The organism is Streptomyces sp. NPDC107454, assembly GCF_055582885.1.
The window spans coordinates 62,040-82,604 of sequence record NZ_JBVJPA010000019.1; the positions used below are offsets into that span (position 1 = coordinate 62,040).

At 71.1% G+C, this 20,565-nt stretch carries 12 protein-coding genes and 1 pseudogene; 10 read left to right on the plus strand and 3 right to left on the minus strand.

The features are described 5' to 3' along the window. The first annotated feature begins 18 nt into the window (after positions 1-18). From dapF to hflX, 4 genes are all read left to right on the plus strand, one after another. Entirely contained in the window at positions 19-888 is an 870-nt protein-coding gene (gene dapF, locus ACZ69M_RS39805; protein ID WP_470057788.1) for a diaminopimelate epimerase, read from the plus strand. A gap of 236 nt (positions 889-1,124) precedes the next feature. Next, positions 1,125-3,407 (plus strand): RelA/SpoT family protein, encoded by a 2,283-nt coding sequence (locus ACZ69M_RS39810; protein ID WP_470057789.1) that lies wholly within the window; start codon positions 1,125-1,127, stop codon positions 3,405-3,407. A 67-nt stretch (positions 3,408-3,474) separates the two neighbouring features. Continuing rightward, positions 3,475-4,956, plus strand: a complete 1,482-nt coding sequence (locus tag ACZ69M_RS39815; protein WP_470057791.1) for a M1 family metallopeptidase — start codon at positions 3,475-3,477, stop codon at positions 4,954-4,956. 214 nt (positions 4,957-5,170) lie between these two features. Beyond that, the gene (hflX, locus tag ACZ69M_RS39820; protein ID WP_470057793.1) at positions 5,171-6,667 is read left to right on the plus strand and encodes a GTPase HflX; all 1,497 of its coding nucleotides are present in this window, start codon (positions 5,171-5,173) and stop codon (positions 6,665-6,667) included. An 85-nt stretch (positions 6,668-6,752) separates the two neighbouring features. Here the strand turns inward: hflX and ACZ69M_RS39825 are convergent. Next, positions 6,753-6,947: pseudogene (locus ACZ69M_RS39825) on the minus strand (hypothetical protein); the annotation flags it as partial. A 291-nt stretch (positions 6,948-7,238) separates the two neighbouring features. Beyond that, positions 7,239-8,468, minus strand: a complete 1,230-nt coding sequence (locus ACZ69M_RS39830) for a trypsin-like serine peptidase (RefSeq protein WP_470057795.1) — start codon at positions 8,466-8,468, stop codon at positions 7,239-7,241. A gap of 284 nt (positions 8,469-8,752) precedes the next feature. Between ACZ69M_RS39830 and ACZ69M_RS39835 the strand changes: the two genes are divergently transcribed. The 5 genes from ACZ69M_RS39835 to ACZ69M_RS39855 all read left to right on the plus strand — a co-directional run bounded on the left by ACZ69M_RS39835 (position 8,753) and on the right by ACZ69M_RS39855 (position 17,480). After that, positions 8,753-10,222: a diaminobutyrate--2-oxoglutarate transaminase family protein gene (locus ACZ69M_RS39835; RefSeq protein WP_470057796.1), complete on the plus strand. Its 1,470-nt coding sequence runs from the start codon at positions 8,753-8,755 to the stop codon at positions 10,220-10,222. Between the two features lie 232 nt (positions 10,223-10,454). Beyond that, on the plus strand, positions 10,455-12,419 hold the full coding sequence (locus ACZ69M_RS39840; RefSeq protein ID WP_470057798.1) for an IucA/IucC family protein: 1,965 nt from the start codon (positions 10,455-10,457) through the stop codon (positions 12,417-12,419). 144 nt (positions 12,420-12,563) lie between these two features. Further along, positions 12,564-13,301: a GNAT family N-acetyltransferase gene (locus tag ACZ69M_RS39845; RefSeq protein ID WP_470057800.1), complete on the plus strand. Its 738-nt coding sequence runs from the start codon at positions 12,564-12,566 to the stop codon at positions 13,299-13,301. A 56-nt stretch (positions 13,302-13,357) separates the two neighbouring features. Beyond that, complete coding sequence (locus ACZ69M_RS39850) at positions 13,358-15,436, plus strand: IucA/IucC family protein (protein ID WP_470057801.1); 2,079 nt, start codon at positions 13,358-13,360, stop codon at positions 15,434-15,436. Between the two features lie 40 nt (positions 15,437-15,476). Next, positions 15,477-17,480: an ATP-dependent DNA helicase gene (locus ACZ69M_RS39855; RefSeq protein ID WP_470057803.1), complete on the plus strand. Its 2,004-nt coding sequence runs from the start codon at positions 15,477-15,479 to the stop codon at positions 17,478-17,480. Positions 17,481-18,606: 1,126 nt separating this feature from the next. On the opposite strand, the gene lexA is transcribed toward ACZ69M_RS39855, so the two are convergent. Next, positions 18,607-19,383, minus strand: coding sequence for a transcriptional repressor LexA (gene lexA, locus ACZ69M_RS39860; RefSeq protein WP_054229877.1), 777 nt, complete (start codon positions 19,381-19,383; stop codon positions 18,607-18,609). A gap of 517 nt (positions 19,384-19,900) precedes the next feature. Here lexA and nrdR point away from each other — a divergent pair. Then, complete coding sequence (gene nrdR, locus ACZ69M_RS39865) at positions 19,901-20,485, plus strand: transcriptional regulator NrdR (protein WP_470057805.1); 585 nt, start codon at positions 19,901-19,903, stop codon at positions 20,483-20,485. Positions 20,486-20,565: the final 80 nt, after the last annotated feature.

Genomic DNA, 20,565 nt, shown 5'->3' on the forward strand with positions numbered 1-20,565 from the left:
ACCCCGTAGGATCGAGGAATGAGCACGCGGATCGCCTTCCTCAAGGGGCACGGGACCGAGAACGACTTCGTGATCGTCCCGGACCCGGAGAACGCCATCGACCTGCCCCCGACCGCCGTGGCCGCCCTGTGCGACCGCCGCGCGGGCATCGGCGGCGACGGTCTGCTGCATGTCGTTCGGTCCGCCTCGCACCCCGAGGCCAAGGACATGGCGGCCGAGGCGGAGTGGTTCATGGACTACCGCAACGGCGACGGCTCGGTCGCGGAGATGTGCGGCAACGGAGTGCGGGTGTTCGCGCGCTACCTCCAGCGTGCCGGACACGTGGCCGAGGGAGACATCGCGGTCGCCACGCGCGGGGGCGTGAAGCGCGTGCACCTCGCCAAGGACGGCGCCGTCACCGTCGGCATGGGCAAGGCGGCTCTCCCCGAAGGGGACGTCACCGTGAGTGTCGGCGAGCGCAGCTGGCCCGCGCGCAACGTCAATATGGGCAACCCGCACGCCGTCGCCTTCGTGGACGACCTCGCGCACGCCGGCAACCTGTTCACGCCGCCGCCGTTCGCTCCGGCCGCGGCCTACCCGGACGGGGTGAACGTCGAATTCGTGGTCGACCGGGGGCCGCGGCACGTCGCCCTGCGCGTCCACGAGCGTGGCTCCGGGGAGACCCGGTCGTGCGGTACGGGCGCGTGCGCCGTGGCCGTCGCGGCGGCCCGCCGTGACGGAGCCGACCCGGCCGTGACGGGAACTCCGTCGACGTACACCGTCGACGTGCCCGGCGGCCGCCTGGTGATCACCGAGCGCCCGGACGGCGAGATCGAGATGACCGGCCCCGCGGTGATCGTCGCCGAAGGCGAGTTCGACGCGGAGTGGCTGGACACCGTGCAGTTCTGAACGGACGTCCCGGGCGATGCCGTAACCCTCGTTCCTTCCAAAACCTCGCGTCCGTAAACCCCCTGAACCTTCGCTCGAATGGGTGATCCGTTTCACGCTCGGCGAGAGGCGGTCAGCCGGGCGTGGTGGGCTCGGTAGCATCAAGCACCGGCCCGGACGGGGGAATCGGGACCAACCCCTGAGCCGTGTACGCCATGGGGCACCCCGTCCGCCGGTCTACGCAGCCGGAGGTGCCCATGAGTGCGGAGGCGACGAACCCCGCGACGCCAGCCCCTGCAACGCCCTCCCCCGAGCTCTCGACTTCGCTCGAGCGGGGGGACCCCCATGAGCAGGGGGTACCCCCGTCGCACCGCAGGAAGAGCCGTCCTCGGATCGATCTGCGCCGCCTCGGCCGCGCCGCGCTGCTCGGCACGACGTCCCGCGACCGGCTGCCCGACGCGATCGGTCACGTGGCCGAGGCGCATCGCGCGCACCACCCGGACGCGAACATGGAACCGCTGCGCCGGGCTTACGTACTGGCGGAGTCCTCGCACCGCGGCCAGATGCGCAAGAGCGGTGAGCCGTACATCACCCACCCGCTCGCGGTAACCCTGATCCTCGCCGAACTCGGCGCGGAGACCACGACGTTGACCGCCTCCCTGCTCCACGACACCGTCGAGGACACGGAAGTGACGCTGGATCAGGTGCGTGAGGAGTTCGGCGACGAGGTCTGCTATCTCGTCGACGGCGTCACCAAGCTAGAAAAGGTGGACTACGGGGCGGCCGCCGAGCCCGAGACGTTCCGCAAGATGCTCGTCGCCACCGGCAACGACGTCCGCGTGATGTCGATCAAACTCGCCGACCGGCTGCACAACATGCGCACACTCGGCGTCATGCGCCCCGAGAAACAGGCGCGCATCGCCAAGGTCACCAGGGACGTGCTGATCCCGCTCGCCGAACGGCTCGGCGTCCAGGCGCTCAAGACCGAGCTGGAGGACCTCGTCTTCGCGATCCTGCATCCCGAGGAGTACGAGCACACCAGGGAACTGATCGTCGACAACGCTTCGCGCGCGAGCGACCCGCTCGCCGAGATCGCCGAGGAGGTGCGCACGGTCCTGCGCGAGGCCGGGATCCCGGCCGAAGTCCTCATCAGGCCACGGCACTTCGTCTCCGTGCATCGCGTGTCACGCAAACGCGGGCCCATGCGCGGCGCCGACTTCGGACGTCTCCTGGTGCTCGTGAACGAGGACGCGGACTGCTACGGGGTCCTCGGTGAACTGCACACCTGTCTCACCCCGGTCGTCTCGGAGTTCAAGGACTTCATCGCGGTCCCCAAGTTCAACCTGTACCAGTCGCTGCACACGGCCGTCGCGAGCGGCGACGGCGAGATCGCCGAAGTCCTCATCCGCACCCACCAGATGCACAAGGTCGCCGAGGCCGGGGTCATCGCGCTCGGCAATCCCTACGCTCCTCCTTCGGAGGAGCAGTCGGACGAGCAGTCCGAGGGCCGGCCGGGCGTCGGCGGACGCCCGGTGGACGGCGAGCGGGTGGACCCCACCCGCCCCGGCTGGCTCTCCCGGCTCCTCGACTGGCAGGAGGGCGCCCCCGACCCGGACACGTTCTGGTCCACGCTGCGCGAAGACCTCGCCCAGGACCGCGAGATCACCGTCTTCCGCGCCGACGGCGGCTCGTTGGGTCTTCCGGAGGGCGCCAGTTGCGTGGACGCCGCCTACGCGCAGTACGGCGAGGACGCGCACGCCTGCATCGGCGCCCGCGTCAACGGCCGCCTGGCGACGCTCAGTACGGTCCTGAAGGACGGCGACACCGTGCAGCTCCTCATGGGCCAGGACCCCGCCTCGGAGCCCTCCAGGGAGTGGCTGGAGCACGCGCACACGCCCGCCGCGCGGATCGCCATCCAGCGCTGGCTGGCCGCACACCCCTCACCCGTCACCACGGAGGACCCGGCGGCCCGGGAAGCCCCGGAAACCAGCGAGACCCCGGCCGCGGCCGGCAGACCGTCCGTCGAGACACCCGCGGCCCGCCCCACGGACGGGTCCGCAGCCCGCCCCGCCGCCCGTCCCGCCGCCGCGAACGCCGTCGTCGACCAGCCCGGCGCCTCCGTACGCCTCGCGGGCTGCTGTACGCCCGTACCGCCCGACGAGGTGACCGGCTTCGCCGTACGCGGAGGAGTGGTGACGGTCCACCGCGTGGAGTGCGCAGGAGTGGCGCGCATGAAGAGCTCGGGGCGCGCGGAGGTGGAAGTGCGCTGGGGCGACACCACCGAGTGCCGGGTCACCCTGGTCGCCGAGTCCTTCGGACGCCCGCATCTGCTCGCCGACCTCACCGAAGCCATCGCCCTGGAGGGCGTCGCGATCGTCTCGGCGACCGTCGAACCCCCCAGCCAGCAGCGGGTACGCCACACGTACACGCTGCAACTCCCGGACGCGGCCCGCCTTCCCGGGCTGATGCGCGCGATGCGCAACGTGCCGGGCGTGTACGACGTGAGCCGGGCGCAGCACGCGGCGGCTGCCACGCAGTAGCACCCGATCGAGTGGGCCCGGCGCGAGTCGTCGCCGCGGGGCCGGTGCGCGCTGGTAGCCGTGGTCCATGCTGCTCACCCCTCGCACCAGGAACCGCCGTATCCAGGGGGCGTTCCTCGCCTCCGCCGTCTCGGTCTGTCTCGTCGCCGCGAGCGCCCCGTCCCCGGCCACGCCTCTCGGCATCGGTGACCGGCTCTTCCCGCACCTGGGCAATCCCGGGTACGACGTCAAGTCGTACGACCTCTCCTTCACCTACCCCGGCGCCAACGACAAACCGCTGGCGGCCGTCACCACGATCGACGCCGTGACGTCCGAGCGGCTCGAGCGCGTCAATCTGGACTACACGCACGGCACGGTGGAATCGGTCGAGGTCAACGGCGCGCCGGCGACGTTCACGAGCGCCGGGGAGGACCTGGTGGTGACGCCCGGGCAGCCGGTGCCCGCGGGCGGCTGGATGCGGATCACCGTGCGGCACTCGAGCGATCCGGTCACCACCGGGAACGGGGACGGCGGCTGGGTGCGGACGAAGGACGGCCTTGCCATGGCCAACCAGGCCGACGCCGGGCACATGGTCTTCCCGTGCAACGACCACCCCTCGGACAAGGCGATGTTCACCATCCACGTCACCGCGCCCGACGGGTACACCGCCGTGGCCAACGGCCTGCCCGCCGGGGTCGACCGGACCGGCAAGTCCACCACGTGGACGTACCGCACCGCGCACCCCATGGCGACGGAACTCACCCAGGTGTCCATCGGCCGCTCCAGCGTGCTGCACCGGGAGGGTCCGCACGGCCTGCCGGTCCGTGACGTCGTGCCCACCAAGGACCGCGAGCTGCTCGAACCGTGGCTCAAGAAGACGCCCGACCAGATCGCCTGGATGGAGAGCAAGGTCGGCCCGTACCCCTTCGAGACCTACGGGCTGCTGATGGCCCAGGCACAGACCGGCTTCGAACTGGAGACACAGACACTCTCTCTCTTCGAGAAAGAGATCTTCACGGAGCCCGCGCTGCCCAAGTGGTACGTCGAGTCGATCATGGTGCACGAGCTGTCGCACCAGTGGTTCGGCGACAGCGTCAGCCCCCGCGTCTGGTCCGACCTGTGGCTCAACGAGGGCCACGCGACCTGGTACGAGGCCCTGTACGCCGAGGAGAAGGCGGACAAGCCCATGGAGACCCGTATGAAGGCGGCCTACCGCGCCTCCGACTCCTGGCGGGCCGCCGGAGGGCCGCCCGCGGCGCCCAAGGAGCCCGCCCCGGGGCAGAAGATCAGCATCTTCCGGCCGAGCGTCTACGACGGGGCCGCGCTCGCCCTGTACGCGCTGCGCCAGGAGATCGGACATGCGACCTTCGAGCGCCTGGAGCGCACCTGGGTCGCCCTTCACCGGGACGGCACGGCCACGACCGCCGACTTCGAGCGGCTCGCCTCCGACCTCGCGAACCGCGACCTGAGCGGGTTCTTCCGAGCCTGGCTCTACGGCACGAAGACGCCGCCGATGCCCGGGCACCCGGACTGGAAGAGTGACGCCCCGAAGGCACGCAAGGGCGCCTGAGAACTCGGATGACGAGACGGGACGTGCCGTGCGACCATCATCGGGTCGGCGGCGCGGCCCCGCGAAGGGTTGGCCCGGCGGAATCCGGGAATCTCCCGGTGGTCCCGGACGTTCTTCCTTGTGACGGGCGGTGTCCGTCGCCGAACAGGCTTCACCAGTGACGCCATCGATACCACCAGTGACGTATCGGTGTCCCCATCGACGTAAGGATCCAATGACCTCCTCTTCTTCCCCTTCCCAGGACGCGCAGAGCCTCGCGCAGAACTACCCCGAAGGTCTTCGGGCCGATGCCCTGATGGAAGAGGACGTCGCCTGGAGCCACGAGATCGACGGAGAGCGGGACGGCGAACAGTTCGATCGCTCCGAGCGCGCGGCCCTGCGCCGCGTGGCGGGCCTCTCCACCGAGCTCGAGGACGTCACCGAGGTCGAGTACCGACAGCTCCGTCTGGAGCGCGTGGTCCTCGTCGGTGTGTGGACCACGGGAACCATTCAGGACGCGGACAACTCGCTCGCCGAGCTGGCAGCCCTCGCGGAGACCGCGGGCGCGCTCGTGCTCGACGGCGTCGTCCAGCGCCGGGACAAGCCCGACGCGGCCACGTACATCGGATCCGGCAAGGCCAACGAGCTGCGGGACATCGTCCTGGAGACCGGCGCCGACACCGTGATCTGCGACGGTGAGCTGAGCCCCGGCCAGCTGATCCACCTCGAGGACGTCGTCAAGGTCAAGGTCATCGACCGTACGGCCCTGATCCTCGACATCTTCGCCCAGCACGCCAAGTCCCGAGAGGGCAAGGCTCAGGTCGCGCTCGCGCAGATGCAGTACATGCTGCCGAGGCTGCGCGGCTGGGGTCAGTCGCTGTCCCGTCAGATGGGCGGCGGCAAGGGCGGCGGTCTCGCCACCCGTGGTCCCGGTGAGACCAAGATCGAGACGGACCGGCGTCGTATCCGCGAGAAGATGGCGAAGATGCGCCGGGAGATCGCGGACATGAAGACCGGCCGCGAGATCAAGCGCCAGGAGCGCCGCAGGAACAAGGTGCCCTCGGTCGCCATCGCCGGCTACACCAACGCGGGCAAGTCCTCCTTGCTCAACCGCCTCACGGGCGCGGGCGTGCTCGTCGAGAACGCGCTGTTCGCGACCCTCGACCCGACCGTGCGCCGGGCCGAGACCCCGAGCGGGCGGCTGTACACCCTGGCCGACACGGTCGGGTTCGTACGCCACCTGCCGCACCACCTCGTCGAGGCGTTCCGCTCCACGATGGAGGAGGTCGGCGACTCCGACCTGATCCTGCACGTGGTGGACGGCTCGCACCCGGCGCCGGAGGAGCAGCTGGCCGCCGTGCGCGAGGTCATCCGCGACGTCGGCGCGACCGACGTGCCCGAGATCGTGGTGATCAACAAGGCGGACGCGGCCGACCCGCTGGTCCTCCAGCGGCTGATGCGGATCGAGAAGCGTTCCATCGCGGTCTCGGCCCGCACCGGGATGAACATCGCCCAGCTGCTCGCGCTCATCGACAACGAGCTGCCCCGCCCCTCGGTCGAGATCGAGGCGCTCGTGCCGTACACGCACGGCAGGCTGGTCGCGCGCGCCCACTCCGAGGGCGAGGTGATCTCCGAGGAGCACACCCCGGAGGGCACCCTGCTCAAGGTGCGGGTGCACGAGGAGCTGGCGGCCGACCTCGCGCCGTACGTTCCGGCGCCCGTCGCGCTCTAGACCCCCCGCTTCCGCAGGGACGACGTACGAAGGCCCGCACCCTCTCGCAGGGGGCGGGCCTTCGCCGTGGCCGGGTGAGCGGCGCCTACTGTCCGCCGTACCGCTTGCTCATGTTCTCGTAGAGCGCCTGCGCGCCCTTGCCGAGCTGCGGCCCCGCGAGCCAGGTGTTGTCGGCCGGGCCGATCGAGGTGTTCGAGACCAGCTCGGTCTTGCCGTCGACGACCCGGAACCAGCCGCCGCCGGAGGAACCGCCGGTCATCGTGCAGCCGATGCGGTACATCATCCGGGATCTTGATCTTGTCGTCGCCGTTCTGCGACGAGGCCGGTGGCGATGAGAACGCGGCGCTGGCCGCGCCCACGTACGGAACGCATGCTGGTGTAAGCCCCGTTGAAGTTCTGACACCTCACTATGCCCGGGCAGTTGGGGGCGAACGGCGGTGGAGTGGTGAACGTTTCTGTGCGCCACCCCACCGCCGCCCGTGCGGTCCGTGTGAGATTCCTGTCAGGCCCGTCGGGTCACTGGCCTGCGCATCGTCGTCTCACGGGCCCGTTGCCCCACGGGCGCCTTGTCTCACTGGCTCGCGAACTTCTTGCTCACCGAGTCGTACACACCCTTGGCGACCGCACCCAGGTGCGGACCCGCCAGCCAGCCCGCGCTGACCGGGCCGATCGAGGTGTTGGACACCAGGGCGGGCTTGCCGTCCGACCCGGTCGCCACCCAGCCGCCGCCGGACGAACCACCGGTCATGGTGCACCCGATGCGGTACATCGTCGGGTCCGCCTTGGCGATCGACAGACGGCCGGGCCTGTCGGTGCACTGATACAGCTTCTGCCCGTCGAACGGCGCCGCCGCCGGGTAACCGGTCGCCGTGATGCTCGCGACCTTGGGTACGGCCGGAGCGTCGAAGTTCACCGGGAGCGCCGAACCGACCGTCTCCTCAAGGGATTTGCCGTTGCTGCCCTTCTCCGGCGTCACATGCAGGACCGCGTAGTCGTAGGACGCGCCCTGGCCGCCGGTGGAGCCGCCCTGGGCGATCCACTGGTCCGAGGTCTGCGCCCAGTCGCTCCACCAGACACCGTACGGAGCGACCTCCGTCCGCGCGGCGTTCTGCAGCTGGGCGGACGTCCTGCCGGCGTTGTTGTAGGAGGGCACGAAGGCGATGTTGCGGTACCAGCCGCCCTTCTTGCCGGCGTGCACACAGTGGCCCGCGGTCCACACGAGGTTCGACTTGCCCGGGTGCGCGGGGTCCTCGACCACGGTCGCCGAGCACACCATAGTGCCCTCGGGGGAGTCGAAGAACACCTTGCCCGCCTCGGGCACGCTGTCGTGGTAGGCGGCGCTCACGGCCTTCGCCGCCACGGGCGCCGGAGTGGCGTCGGTGACGCCCTGGTCACCGGAGAGGTCGTTCTCGTCGACGCCCTTGTTCTTGTCCGGGTCGTCGGCGCCGCGCATCCGGTCCGGGTCCCACAGCCCCTTGATGATGGGGTTGACGAAGTCGTTGGCCTCGCGCAGCCAGTCGTCCTTGTTCCAGTTCTTCCAGGCGCCGTTCTTCCACTTGTCGATGTCGATCCCGTGCTCTTTGAGCTTGTTCTTGATGTCGTCCGGGATCTTGATCTTGTCGTCGCCGCTCTGGGACGCCGACGCGCCGGCCTGGCCGCTCGCGTTGCTGTCGCCCGAGTCGCAGGCGGTGGCGGTCAGCGCCAGTACCGCCGTCAGGCCGACGGCGGCCAGTACGGGGGAGGTTCCGCGGCGCGCGCTCCTCCCTCGACGAGCGGCGAAGGGCGGGCGTATGGATCGCATGGTGTAACTCCCCCTGGACGTAAGAGAACCTGTCAGGATCCGCCGATCCGGAGTCCCTCGGTACGGGACACAGGTGCATCGTTCGGTGTCTCTGAACGGCACCACACACTATGCGCTCGCTGTGGGGGACATCCCACGGAACGGCAACGGTTCCGTCACGGCAAGGATCTTCGACTCACCCGCTTCCCCGCGCCGGCCGCGTCGTTGGTACGTACGGGGGACCTGCCGCCTGCGCTCAGAGTCCCCTGCCAACTCGCCTCTGGACAGCGGGAGGACCTGAAGTCGTGGCCGTGACCGAGTCTGCGGTGGTACCGGTGGGGCGCGAGCCCGAGGAGTCGCGGGAGAGGGCACCCGGAGTGTCCGAGGGGGCGCGCGCGGCGCACGAGGGGATTCTGCGGCGTCAGTCGGCGCGCGAGTCGGCGGCCCGCACCTACGCGCGCGCCCTGCCGATCGTCCCCGTGCGGGCGCGGGGGCTGACCATCGAGGGCGCGGACGGGCGGCGTTACCTCGACTGTCTCTCCGGCGCGGGCACCCTGGCCCTGGGACACAACCACCCGGTGGTCCTGGAAGCGATCAGGAAAGTCCTCGACTCCGGGGCGCCCCTGCACGTCCTCGACCTGGCCACACCCGTCAAGGACGCCTTCACCACCGAGCTGTTCCGCACGCTGCCCCCGGAGTTCGCCGCCCGCGCGCGGGTGCAGTTCTGCGGACCCGCCGGGACGGACGCCGTCGAGGCCGCGTTCAAACTGGTGCGCGCGGCGACCGGACGCACCGGAATGCTCGCGTTCACCGGTGCCTATCACGGGATGACCGCGGGGGCGCTCGAAGCATCCGGGGGCGCGACCGAGGTACGGGTCGCGCGCCTGCCCTACCCCCAGGACTACCGCTGCCCGTTCGGCATCGGCGGTGAGCGGGGTGCCGAACTCGCCGCGCGCTGGACAGAGTCCCTGCTCGACGACACCAAGTCCGGCGTGCCACACCCCGCCGGAATGATCCTCGAACCCGTCCAGGGCGAGGGCGGGGTGATTCCCGCGCCCGACGACTGGATGCGCCGGATGCGCGAGATCACCGCGGCGCGCTCCATTCCCCTGATCGCGGACGAGGTCCAGACCGGCGTCGGGCGCACCGGAGCCTTCTGGGCCGTGGAACACAGCGGGATCACCCCGGACGTGATGGTCCTGTCCAAGGCCATCGGAGGCAGTCTGCCGCTGGCCGTCGTCGTCTACCGCGACGACCTCGACGTCTGGCAGCCGGGCGCCCACGCGGGCACGTTCCGCGGCAACCAGCTGGCCATGGCCGCGGGCACGGCGACCCTCGCGTACGTCCGCGAGAACGGACTGGCCGAGCGCGCGGCGACCCTGGGCTCCCGCATGCTCACTCAACTCGGCGGACTCGCCGCGGAGTTCCCCTGCATCGGTGACGTACGGGGCCGCGGGCTGATGATCGGCGTCGAGCTGGTGGATCCCGAGGCGGCCCCGGACATCACCACCGACGGCCCCCGGCCCGCCGCCCCCGAACTTGCCGCCGCCGTGCAGAGCGAGTGCCTGCGCCGCGGTCTGATCGTGGAGCTGGGCGGGCGCCGCGCCAGCGTGGTGCGACTCCTCCCGCCCTTGACGATCAGCGACGAACAGGCGACCGCGGTGCTCGATCGACTGGCGGACGCGGTGGCGGCGGTGGCGACGGCGGCGCGCGCGGGAGTGGACGGGCCGGCCGGGCACGGTCGCGGTTCCGCCTCCGGTGAGCACGCGGGATAGGACCTGCCACCGCCGCGGGCGGCCCGTACGGCGGTCCCCTCGACGGGTCCCGCGCCCGGCCGGGACGCAGACCTCACGCGGACCACCCCACTCGGACCCCTCACTCGAACCCCCCTTCGCCCCGGACCACCGTCCGCCCACCCGGACCGACCGGGAACGCCCCACGCCCCAAGCACCCCAGTACCGCCCCGGCTCGTCGCCGCACGAGCCTGAACGACCCCGAGGAACTCTCTTGAACGCCACCCCCGCACCCGACGGCCGCCCCGACACCCACGAGCGAGCGGCCTGTGGCACGCAGACCCCGCCGGCTCTGGGAGCCGACGCGGTCCCCCGGCAGATGGGAGGGGCCCGGGAGACCGAGCGGCTGCGCGGCGCCACCGTCGACCTGCTGGAGCACCCCGCCGCCCACACCGCGGCCCAGGCGGCGGCGGTCGAGAACCTGTTGCGCTGCTGGGTACGGGAGAACAACCTGCCCGCCCCCACCGACGGCACCCTCCGCATCCCCCTCCCGGCCAGCGGCACGTCTCTCCTGACGCCGGTCCACCACTGGTCCCCGACCGGCTGGCACCGCTTCGGCCTCCCGCACCTCGCCGACGCCCCCGAGGGGGCACCGCCCGCCGACGCCGTCACCGTGGCGGCCCTGCTCGCGCGCCAGGCGGCGACGGGCGACGGGACGACGAGCACGGCCGAGGTGACGTCGAAGCCCGTCTCCGCAACCGGCCCCGCCGGGGACGGTGCCGACCTGGTCGGCCGGGTCGCCGACTCGGTGCGGCGGACCGTCGTGTTCATCAACGACCGCAGGGAACGGCCCGCAGACATCCCCGACTTCTTCCTCGCCGCCGAACAGGCACTGGTGCTGGGGCACCCGTGGCACCCCACCCCGAAGAGCCGGGAAGGGCTCTCCGAGGCCGAAGCGCGGCTGTACTCACCCGAGTTGCGCGGCTCCTTCCCGCTGCACTGGATGGCGGTCGCCCCCGCGGTCCTGGCGGCCGACTCGGCGTGGACGGAGCGCGGCCGGCCCGTCCCCGCACAGCTGCTCACCGTGCGGCTGGCCGGAGCCGGGCTGTCCCTGCCCGACGGGTACGCTGCCCTGCCCCTGCACCCCTGGCAGCTGGCCGACGTCCGGCACCGGCCCGAGACCGCGGCCCTGCTTGACGCCGGACTGCTCCGGGACCTCGGCCCGCACGGCTCCGCCTGGCACCCGACCTCCTCCGTCCGCACCCTCTACCGCTCCGGCGCCCCCGCGATGCTCAAGCTGTCGCTGGGCCTGCGCATCACCAACTCCCGCCGTGAGAACCTCCGTAAGGAGCTCCACCGCGGCGTGGAGGTTCACCGTCTGCTGCGCAGCGGCCTGTCCAAGCAGTGGCAGTCGGCCCACCCGGGCTTCGACATCGTCCGCGACCCGGCCTGGCTCGCCGTCAACGCCCCGGACGGCACCCCGCTGGCCGGGCTCGACGTGATGATCCGCCACAACCCGTTCGGGCCGACCGATGACGCCGGCTGTGTCGCGGGGCTCGTCTCTCCCCGGCCCCACGCCCGACCCGGCGCACGCAGCGGATCCGAGGACCGGCCTGTCATGCGATCCCGGCTCGCCGAGATCGTCACCCGCCTCGCCGGACGCACCAGCAGGCCCCGTGGCGCCGTCGCCGCCGAGTGGTTCCTGCGCTATCTGGAGCACGTCGTACGCCCCGTGCTCTGGCTCGACAGCGAGGCGGGGATCGCGCTGGAAGCACACCAGCAGAACACCCTGCTCCTGCTGGACCCCGAGGGCTGGCCCACGGGCGGCCGCTACCGCGACAACCAGGGCTACTACTTCCGCGCCTCCCGGCGCGCCGAGCTGGAGGCCCGGCTGCCCGGCATCGGCGAACACAGCGACACCTTCGTCTCCGACGAGGTCACCGACGAGCGCTTCGCCTACTACCTGGCGATCAACAACGTGCTCGGCCTCATCGGCGCGTTCGGCTCCCAGCACCTCGCCGACGAACAACTGCTGCTCGCCGCCTTCCGCCGCTTCCTCACCGACGTGGCCTGCGGCCCGGCCCGACTGCGTACGCCCCTGCCCGCCCACCTACTCGACTCGCCCGTCCTGCGCTGCAAGGCCAACCTGCTGACCCGGCTACGCGGCCTCGACGAACTCGTCGGCCCGGTCGACACCCAGTCCGTCTACGTCACCCTCGCCAACCCGCTCCATTCCTGACGAAGCCGCCCTCGCCGACCCGCTGTCAGCCTTGACGAAGCCGCCCTCGCCGTCCCCCTGCCAGTCCTGACGAAGTCATCCTCGCCAACCCCCTGCCAGCCCTGAGGAACATGTCCCACCCCGTCTTCTGAGAGGAGCGTCGCCGTGCCTCCCACCGATGCGAGCACCGACGCCGGTACCGCCCCCGTCACCGACCTCGGCGCCGACCCGGGCCCCGGACCGGGCACGGGCAACGAGGACACCCTCGACCTGCGCCTGCCCGACGAGCTCCTCGCGCTCCTCGGCTCCGAGGTCGAGTCGGCCGGGGGAGACGACCTGCTCGACCGCATCGGTGGCTGGGGCCCGATCCCCACTCCCGTAGGCGCCTTCCACCTGGTCCCCGTCCGTGTGGAACGTGATCTCCCGCTCGTCTCCCGCTGGATGAACGACCCCGCCGTCGCGGAGTTCTGGGAGCTGTCAGGACCCGAGTCGGTCGCAGAAGAACATCTGTGCCGCCAGCTCGACGGCGACGGCCGCAGTGTGCCCTGCCTCGGCGTGCTGGACGGCACCCCGATGAGCTACTGGGAGATCTACCGCGCGGACCTCGACCTCCTGGCCCGCCACTATCCCGCCCGCCCGCACGACACCGGCCTGCACCTGCTCATCGGCGGTGTCGCCAACCGCGGACGAGGCATCGGCTCCGCCCTGCTCCGCGCCGTCGCCGACCTCGTACTGGACAAGCGCCCGGCCTGCGCCCGCGTCGTCGCGGAACCCGACCTCCGTAACACCCCTTCCGTCTCTGCCTTCCTGAGCGCGGGCTTCCGGTTCTCCGCCGAGGTCGACCTGCCCGGCAAACGGGCAGCCCTCATGGTCCGGGACCGGAGCCTGCGCGATCTGTTGTAGCGCCCTGCCCGCACCGCACCGCTCGTTCCGATCCGGTTCCCTGTCAAGGAGTCCCCGTGCCGCATCCATCCGCCACCCCGGCATCCGGAGAGCTGCCCGCCTTGTACGATCCGCCCGAGCTGCGCAAAGACCGATGGGACCAGGTCGGCCGCCGACTGCTCGCGAAAATGATCGGTGAGTTCGCCCACGAGGAGATCGTCAGACCGGAACCGGAGTCCGATCTGGATCCGGGGCCGGACCCAGGTTCGGGTCCGGAGCCGGGTTCGGAGGCTCGGCGGGGCGCGGAGGGAAAAGTGGCGCCCCTCCGCGGTGAACACCATCCGGCGACCGGCCTCGAGACCTCCGCCGGAGCGGCCTCCTCGCGACCCTCACCACACCCCGCCTCCGCCCGCCACGACACCCCGTACCAGGACACCCCGCACGAGAACAGCGGGCACGAGAACAGCGGGCGCGAGAACAGCGGGCACACCGACACCCTCCGCCCCTACGCCCTGCGCCTCGACGCCGGCGGCAGCCTCTCGTTCCGCGCCCGCCGCGCCTCGTACGACAGCTGGCGCGTCGACCCCGCCTCGCTCACCCTCACCGAGGAGGGGGCGGAGCCGTGCCCCTTCACCGACCCGCTCGGCTTCCTCACCCGGGCTCGCGGCACGCTGGAGATCGACGGCGCGACGCTCGGCCACGTGGTCCGTGAACTGAGCACGACACTCGCCGCGGACGCCCGCCTCCACCGCGACGCCCGTACGGCGTCCGAACTGGCCGACCTCGGCTACGCCGAACTGGAGGGCCACCAGACCGGCCACCCCTGGATCGTGCTGAACAAGGGCCGCCTCGGCTTCTCCGCGACGGACGCCGCCGACTGGGCGCCGGAGGCCCGCAGAGCGACGCCGATCCCCTGGATCGCGGTGCACACCACGCTCGCCACCTACCGAGGCGTCCCGAGCCTTCACTCGGCCGAACAGCTCTACGCGCGCGAACTCGCCCCCGCCACGCGGGAGTCCTTCGAGGGGGTACTGCGCGCGCGTGGGCTCACTCCGGAGTCGTACCTCTATCTGCCCGTGCACCCCTGGCAGTGGGACGACGTCGTGCTGCCCCTTTTCGCGCCCTCCGTAGCCGCGGGAACGATCGTGCCGCTGCCCTCCGACGGCGACCTGCGGCTCCCGCAGCAGTCGATCCGTACGTTCCTCAATGTCTCGCGCCCGGACCGGCACACGGTGAAGCTGCCGCTGTCCGTGCTCAACACCCTGGTCTGGCGCGGCCTGCCGACGGAACGCACGCTCGCGGCGCCCGCCGTCACCGCATGGATGCATGCCCTGAGAGACGCCGACCCCTTTTTGCGGGACACCTGCGGGGTGATCCTGCTCGGCGAGGTCGCCTCGGTGACGGTGAACCACCCCGTGTACGACGCCCTCCCCGAAGTGCCCTATCAGTACAAGGAGTTGCTCGGCGCCATCTGGCGCGAGCCGGTCTCCCGCCATCTGGCGCCCGGTGAACGCGCGCGCACCCTGGCCGCGCTCCTGCACACCGACCCGGACGGCCGCGCCTTCACCGCGGAGCTCGTCGCCCGCTCGGGCCTCGCCCCCAACGTCTGGCTGCGCCGCCTCTTCGCCGCGCTCCTGCCGCCGCTGCTGCACTTCCTCTATCGGTACGGCACGGTGTTCAGCCCCCACGGAGAGAACGCGATCGTCGTCTTCGACGCCCACGACGTCCCCGTCCGCCTCGCGGTGAAGGACTTCGTGGACGACGTCAACGTGAGCGCGGACCCCCTGCCCGAGCACGCGACCATGCCGGACGACGTGCGGAACGTACTGCTGACCGAGCCGCCGGCGTTCCTGACCCAGTTCATCCACTCCGGGCTCTTCGTGGGGGTCTTCCGCTATCTCGCACCGCTCTGCGAGGAACAACTGGGCGTTCCGGAGGCCGAGTTCTGGGCGCTCGTCCGGGCGGAGATCGTACGCCACCAGACGCGCTTTCCCGAGCTCAAGGAGCGCTACGAGATGTTCGATCTGCTCACTCCGCGTATCGAGCGCCTGTGCCTCAACCGCAACCGACTGCACCTGGACGGCTACCGCGACCGTCCCGAGCGCCCGCACGCCGCGGTGCACGGCACGGTCCCGAACCCCCTCCACCGGCCTTGATCGCCCGATTGTCAGTGGCGCCCCGTAGGCTGGCAACGCTATGACAGAGCCCTCACTCCCCGAACTCCTGCATGCTGCCGTCACTGCTGTCGGCGGCACGGAGCGCCCTGGCCAGGTGACCATGGCCGAAGCCGTCGCGGGTGCCATCGACGACAGCTCCCACCTGCTGATCCAGGCGGGCACCGGCACCGGAAAGTCGCTCGGCTACCTCGTGCCCGCGCTCGCCCACGGGGAGCGGGTGGTCGTGGCGACCGCCACCCTGGCGCTCCAGCGGCAGCTCGTGGAGCGCGATCTCCCGCGGACTGTCGACGCGCTGCACCCGCTGCTGCGCCGCCGCCCGGAGTTCGCGATGCTCAAGGGCCGGTCGAACTACCTGTGTCTGCACCGGCTGCACGAGGGCGTGCCGCAGGACGAGGAGGACGGCCTCTTCGACCAGTTCGAGGCGGCCGCGCCCACCAGCAGGCTGGGCCAGGACCTGCTGCGACTGCGGGACTGGTCGGACGAGACCGAGACCGGCGACCGCGACGACCTCACGCCCGGCGTCTCCGACCGCGCCTGGGCTCAGGTGTCCGTTTCATCCCGTGAGTGCCTGGGCGCCACCAAATGCGCCTATGGAGCGGAGTGCTTCGCCGAGATGGCCCGCGAGCGCGCCAAGCTCGCCGAGGTCGTCGTCACCAATCACGCGCTGCTCGCGATCGACGCCATCGAGGGCGCGCCGGTCCTCCCGCAGCACGAGGTGCTGATCGTCGACGAGGCCCATGAGCTGGTCTCCCGGGTCACCGGTGTCGCGACCGGCGAGCTCACGCCCGGCCAGGTCAACCGCGCGGTGCGGCGCGCCGCGAAGCTCGTCAACGAGAAGGCGGCCGATCAGCTCCAGACCGCCGCCGAGGGCTTCGAGCGGCTGATGGAGCTCGCGCTTCCGGGCCGCCTGGAGGAGATCCCGGAGGATCTCGGATACGCGCTGATGGCACTGCGCGACGCCGCTCGTACGGTGATCTCGGCGATCGGCTCCACCCGCGACAAGTCCGTCCAGGACGAGGACTCCGTCCGCAAGCAGGCTCTCGCCTCGGTGGAGTCGGTGCACGACGTGGCGGAGCGGATCACCAACGGCTCCGAATGGGACGTCGTCTGGTACGAGCGTCATGACCGTTTCGGAGCCTCGCTCCGCGTCGCTCCCATGTCCGTCTCCGGCCTCCTCAGGGAGAAGCTCTTCGCGGACCGTTCCGTCGTCCTGACCTCGGCCACCCTGAAGCTCGGCGGTGACTTCAACGGAGTGGGGGCGTCGCTGGGACTCGCCCCGGAGGGCACGGAGGGCGATGACCTCCCGCAGTGGAAGGGCGTCGACGTCGGCTCGCCCTTCGACTACCCCAAGCAGGGCATTCTGTACGTGGCCAAGCACCTGTCCCGCCCCGCGCGCGACGGCGACCGTGGGGACATGCTGGACGAGCTCACCGAGCTGATCCAGGCCGCGGGGGGTCGCACGCTGGGGTTGTTCTCCTCGATGCGGGCCGCCCAGCTCGCGGCGGAGGAGCTGCGCTCGCGCATCCCCGAATATCCCATCCTGTTGCAGGGCGAAGAGACGCTCGGCGAGCTGATCAAGAACTTCGCGGCCGACCCCAAGACCTCCCTCTTCGGCACGCTCTCGCTCTGGCAGGGCGTCGACGTCCCCGGGGCCAGCTGCCAGCTCGTCGTCATGGACAAGATCCCCTTCCCGCGCCCGGACGACCCGCTGATGAGCGCCCGCCAGAAGGCCGTCGAGGAGAACGGCGGCAACGGCTTCATGGCCGTCGCCGCGACCCACGCTGCGCTGCTGATGGCCCAGGGCGCCGGCCGCCTCGTACGGGCCACGGGCGACCGGGGTGTGGTGGCGGTACTGGACCAGCGCCTCGCGACGGCGCGCTACGGCAGTTACCTCAAGGCGTCCCTCCCCGACTTCTGGTACACCACGGACGGTAACCAGGTACGCAGGTCGCTCACCGCGATCGACGCGGCGGCCCGGAAGGCGGAGGAGACGGTGGCGGCGGGGGAGACGGAGGAGGCGTAGGCCTTCCTGGCCGCAGGCCGAGGAACCCCGCGCACTTGGCCCGAGGCGGGCCTGCCCGGGTGCCCCTTCGGGCGGAGTTGCTTCGCCTCGGATGCCCCGCCGGCCGAACAACACCACCCACACGGCCACACCCGCCCCCCGCGAACCACCGGCCCTACGGGCACCCCCAGGCCCAGCTCGTACCCTCAGTCTCGGGACCTCCGCCCCGGTCCCACCCCAGACCCTCCCGACACCCGATCACGCGGCGCGACACCCGCGTATGCCGCGCGATACCTGCACATGCCGCGCGAACCCGATCACGCGGCGCCATCACACGCGCCTGCCGTGCGACCCCGCGTATGCCACGCGACCCCCGCGCCTGCCGTGCGACCCCGCGTATGCCACGCGACCCCCGCGTCTGCCGTGCGACCCCCGCGTGTGCCGTGTGCGTTCCCCGCACATGCCGCCGAGCCGCGCATATCGCTCCGCGCTCAAGCATGTCGCTCGGCGCCGCGCATGTCGCTCGGGGCTCGAGCATGTCGGCTGGCGCCAGTGCTTGTCGCTGGGCGCCTGCGCATATCGCTCGGTGTCGCGCACGCCGTCCCGCGCCTACGCATGTCGCGCGGTAACGCGAAGGTCGACCGGTGCGCGGCACGTCGCCCGACGCCCGCACGCCGTCCCGCGCCTACGCATGTCGCGCGGTAACGCGAAGGTCGACCGGTGCGCGGCACGTCGCCCGACGCCCGCACGCCGTCCCGCGCATACGCATGTCGCGCGGTAACGCGAAGGTCGACCGGTGCGCGGCACGTCGCCCGACGCCCGCACGTGTCGCCCGGGGCCTACGCATATCGCGCGGCAACGCGCACGCCGTCCGGCGCCCGGCATATCGCCCGGTGCCGCACGTGTCGCCCGGAGCCCGCACATATCGCTCCGTGCCTGCGCATTTCCCTCGGAGCGTGCGGATGATCCTCCCGCCCCGTGAGCAAAAGCCCCTCGGGGGTCTCGTCGGGGCGGCCCATCCCTGGACGCCGCGACGAGACCCCCCGCCCAACCCCCGGAGGGCAACGCACAGGGCCCCGGAACCGGCGCAGGTGGTCCCGGGGCCCGGTCAAGGGCGGGGGCGGGGTGTCCCGCCCGGCATGTGCCGTCACACGCGCCGCAGCACCGCCACCACCTTGCCCAGAATGGTCGCCTCGTCGCCGGGAATCGGCTGGTACGCGGCGTTGTGCGGGAGGAGCCACACATGGCCGTCCTCGCGCTTGAACCGCTTCACCGTGGCCTCGCCGTCCAGCATCGCGGCCACGATGTCGCCGTTCTCCGCGACCGGCTGGCGCCGGACCGTCACCCAGTCCCCGTCGCAGATGGCGGCCTCGATCATCGAGTCACCGACGACCTTCAGGACGAACAGCTCGCCGTCACCGACCAGCTGCCGGGGGAGGGGGAAGACGTCCTCCACCGACTCCTCGGCCAGGATCGGGCCACCGGCGGCGATACGGCCGACGAGCGGCACATACGACGCGGCCGGCTTGCCCGCAGTGTCCGTGGGCTGCGCCGAGGACTGGTCGGAGCCCCGGACCTCGTACGCCCGCGGCCGGTGCGGATCGCGGCGCAGGAAGCCCTTGCGCTCCAGTGCCATCAGCTGGTGGGCGACCGACGAGGTGCTGGAGAGGCCGACCGCCTGTCCGATCTCCCGCATCGACGGCGGATAGCCGCGCCGCTGCACGGAGTCCCGGATGACCTCGATCACCCGGCGCTGCCTGTCGGTGAGTCCCGAGCTGTCGGCGCGGATGCCTGGAGGTCGCCCTGGCAGGGAGCGCTTGGGCCCCTCATGATTCGTGGCTTCATTCATCGCATGCACCGGCTCGAGTCGGCCCTGGGAGCGGTCCTGGGCAGTGATGGTGGCACTGTCTGCGGTGGTGGTCACGTCGGCCCCTCTCGATGGTCTCCCTGCTGGACAACGGTAGTTGCTTTCGAAAGGTTGCGCCAAACACACGTTCGAGTGAAAAATCGCGGATTGCCTGTCGTGATCATGTGTCTGGGTGTATAGCCAACGATGCATCCGGCGGACAAAAGGGCTCATTGCTGTACTCTTCACCGCCGGGGCGATGACCGTGCCGACAGATGTGGGCCGCGGCCCAGTCTGCCATCCGGCACCCCGTAAGTCGGGTACCGGCCCCCTTCCGCGCGCTGACCACGGTATCTCCGTGTGTCCGGGATCGGTATGGCCGTGCGGCACATGCCATTACGTGCGCGACACGCGTGTCCTGGGTGAATTTACGGGTCGATCCCCACATCTAGTGGTTGGATTGCTGTAGCAGCCCAGAAGTTGTGGTCCCCCGGGTCTAAGAGCCTCCCGCCATCGCCTATGCTTGGGGCTGCTTCGAGGGGCCCGAGAGGTCCCGCGAGGTCTATGAGTCGTGCTGTGAAGGAGGGTTGGAGCCATGCACTGCCCCTTCTGCAGGCACCCCGACAGTCGTGTCGTCGACAGCCGTACGACCGATGACGGCACGTCGATCCGCAGGCGCCGCCAGTGCCCCGACTGCTCCCGTCGTTTCACGACGGTGGAGACGTGCTCGCTGATGGTGGTCAAGCGGTCCGGCGTCACCGAACCCTTCAGTCGTACCAAGGTCATCAATGGTGTGCGCAAGGCGTGCCAGGGGCGGCCGGTCACCGAGGACGCGCTCGCCCAGCTCGGCCAGCGGGTCGAGGAGGCGGTGCGGGCCACCGGGAGCGCCGAGCTGACCACCCACGACGTGGGTCTGGCCATACTCGGCCCGTTGCAGGAACTCGACCTCGTCGCCTATCTGCGCTTCGCGTCCGTGTACCGGGCGTTCGACTCGCTCGAGGACTTCGAGGCCGCCATCGTGGAACTCAGGACAGAGACGAAGCAGCGCCCCGCCGCGGACGAGGAAGACGCGGGCGAGGCGGCTGCGGACGTGGCAGCCGCGGACGCGGAGCGCCCGGAAAGCGACCGCGGGTCCGGAGGGACCGTCCAGGTCCCCGTGCCCGCCAACGCCGCCGACTGACGGAAGGGCCGACTCCGATCGGCCCCCAGCGGTGGCGACCAAAGACCTGTTGCGGGCGGCCGCGTAGCGGCGCCCGCAGC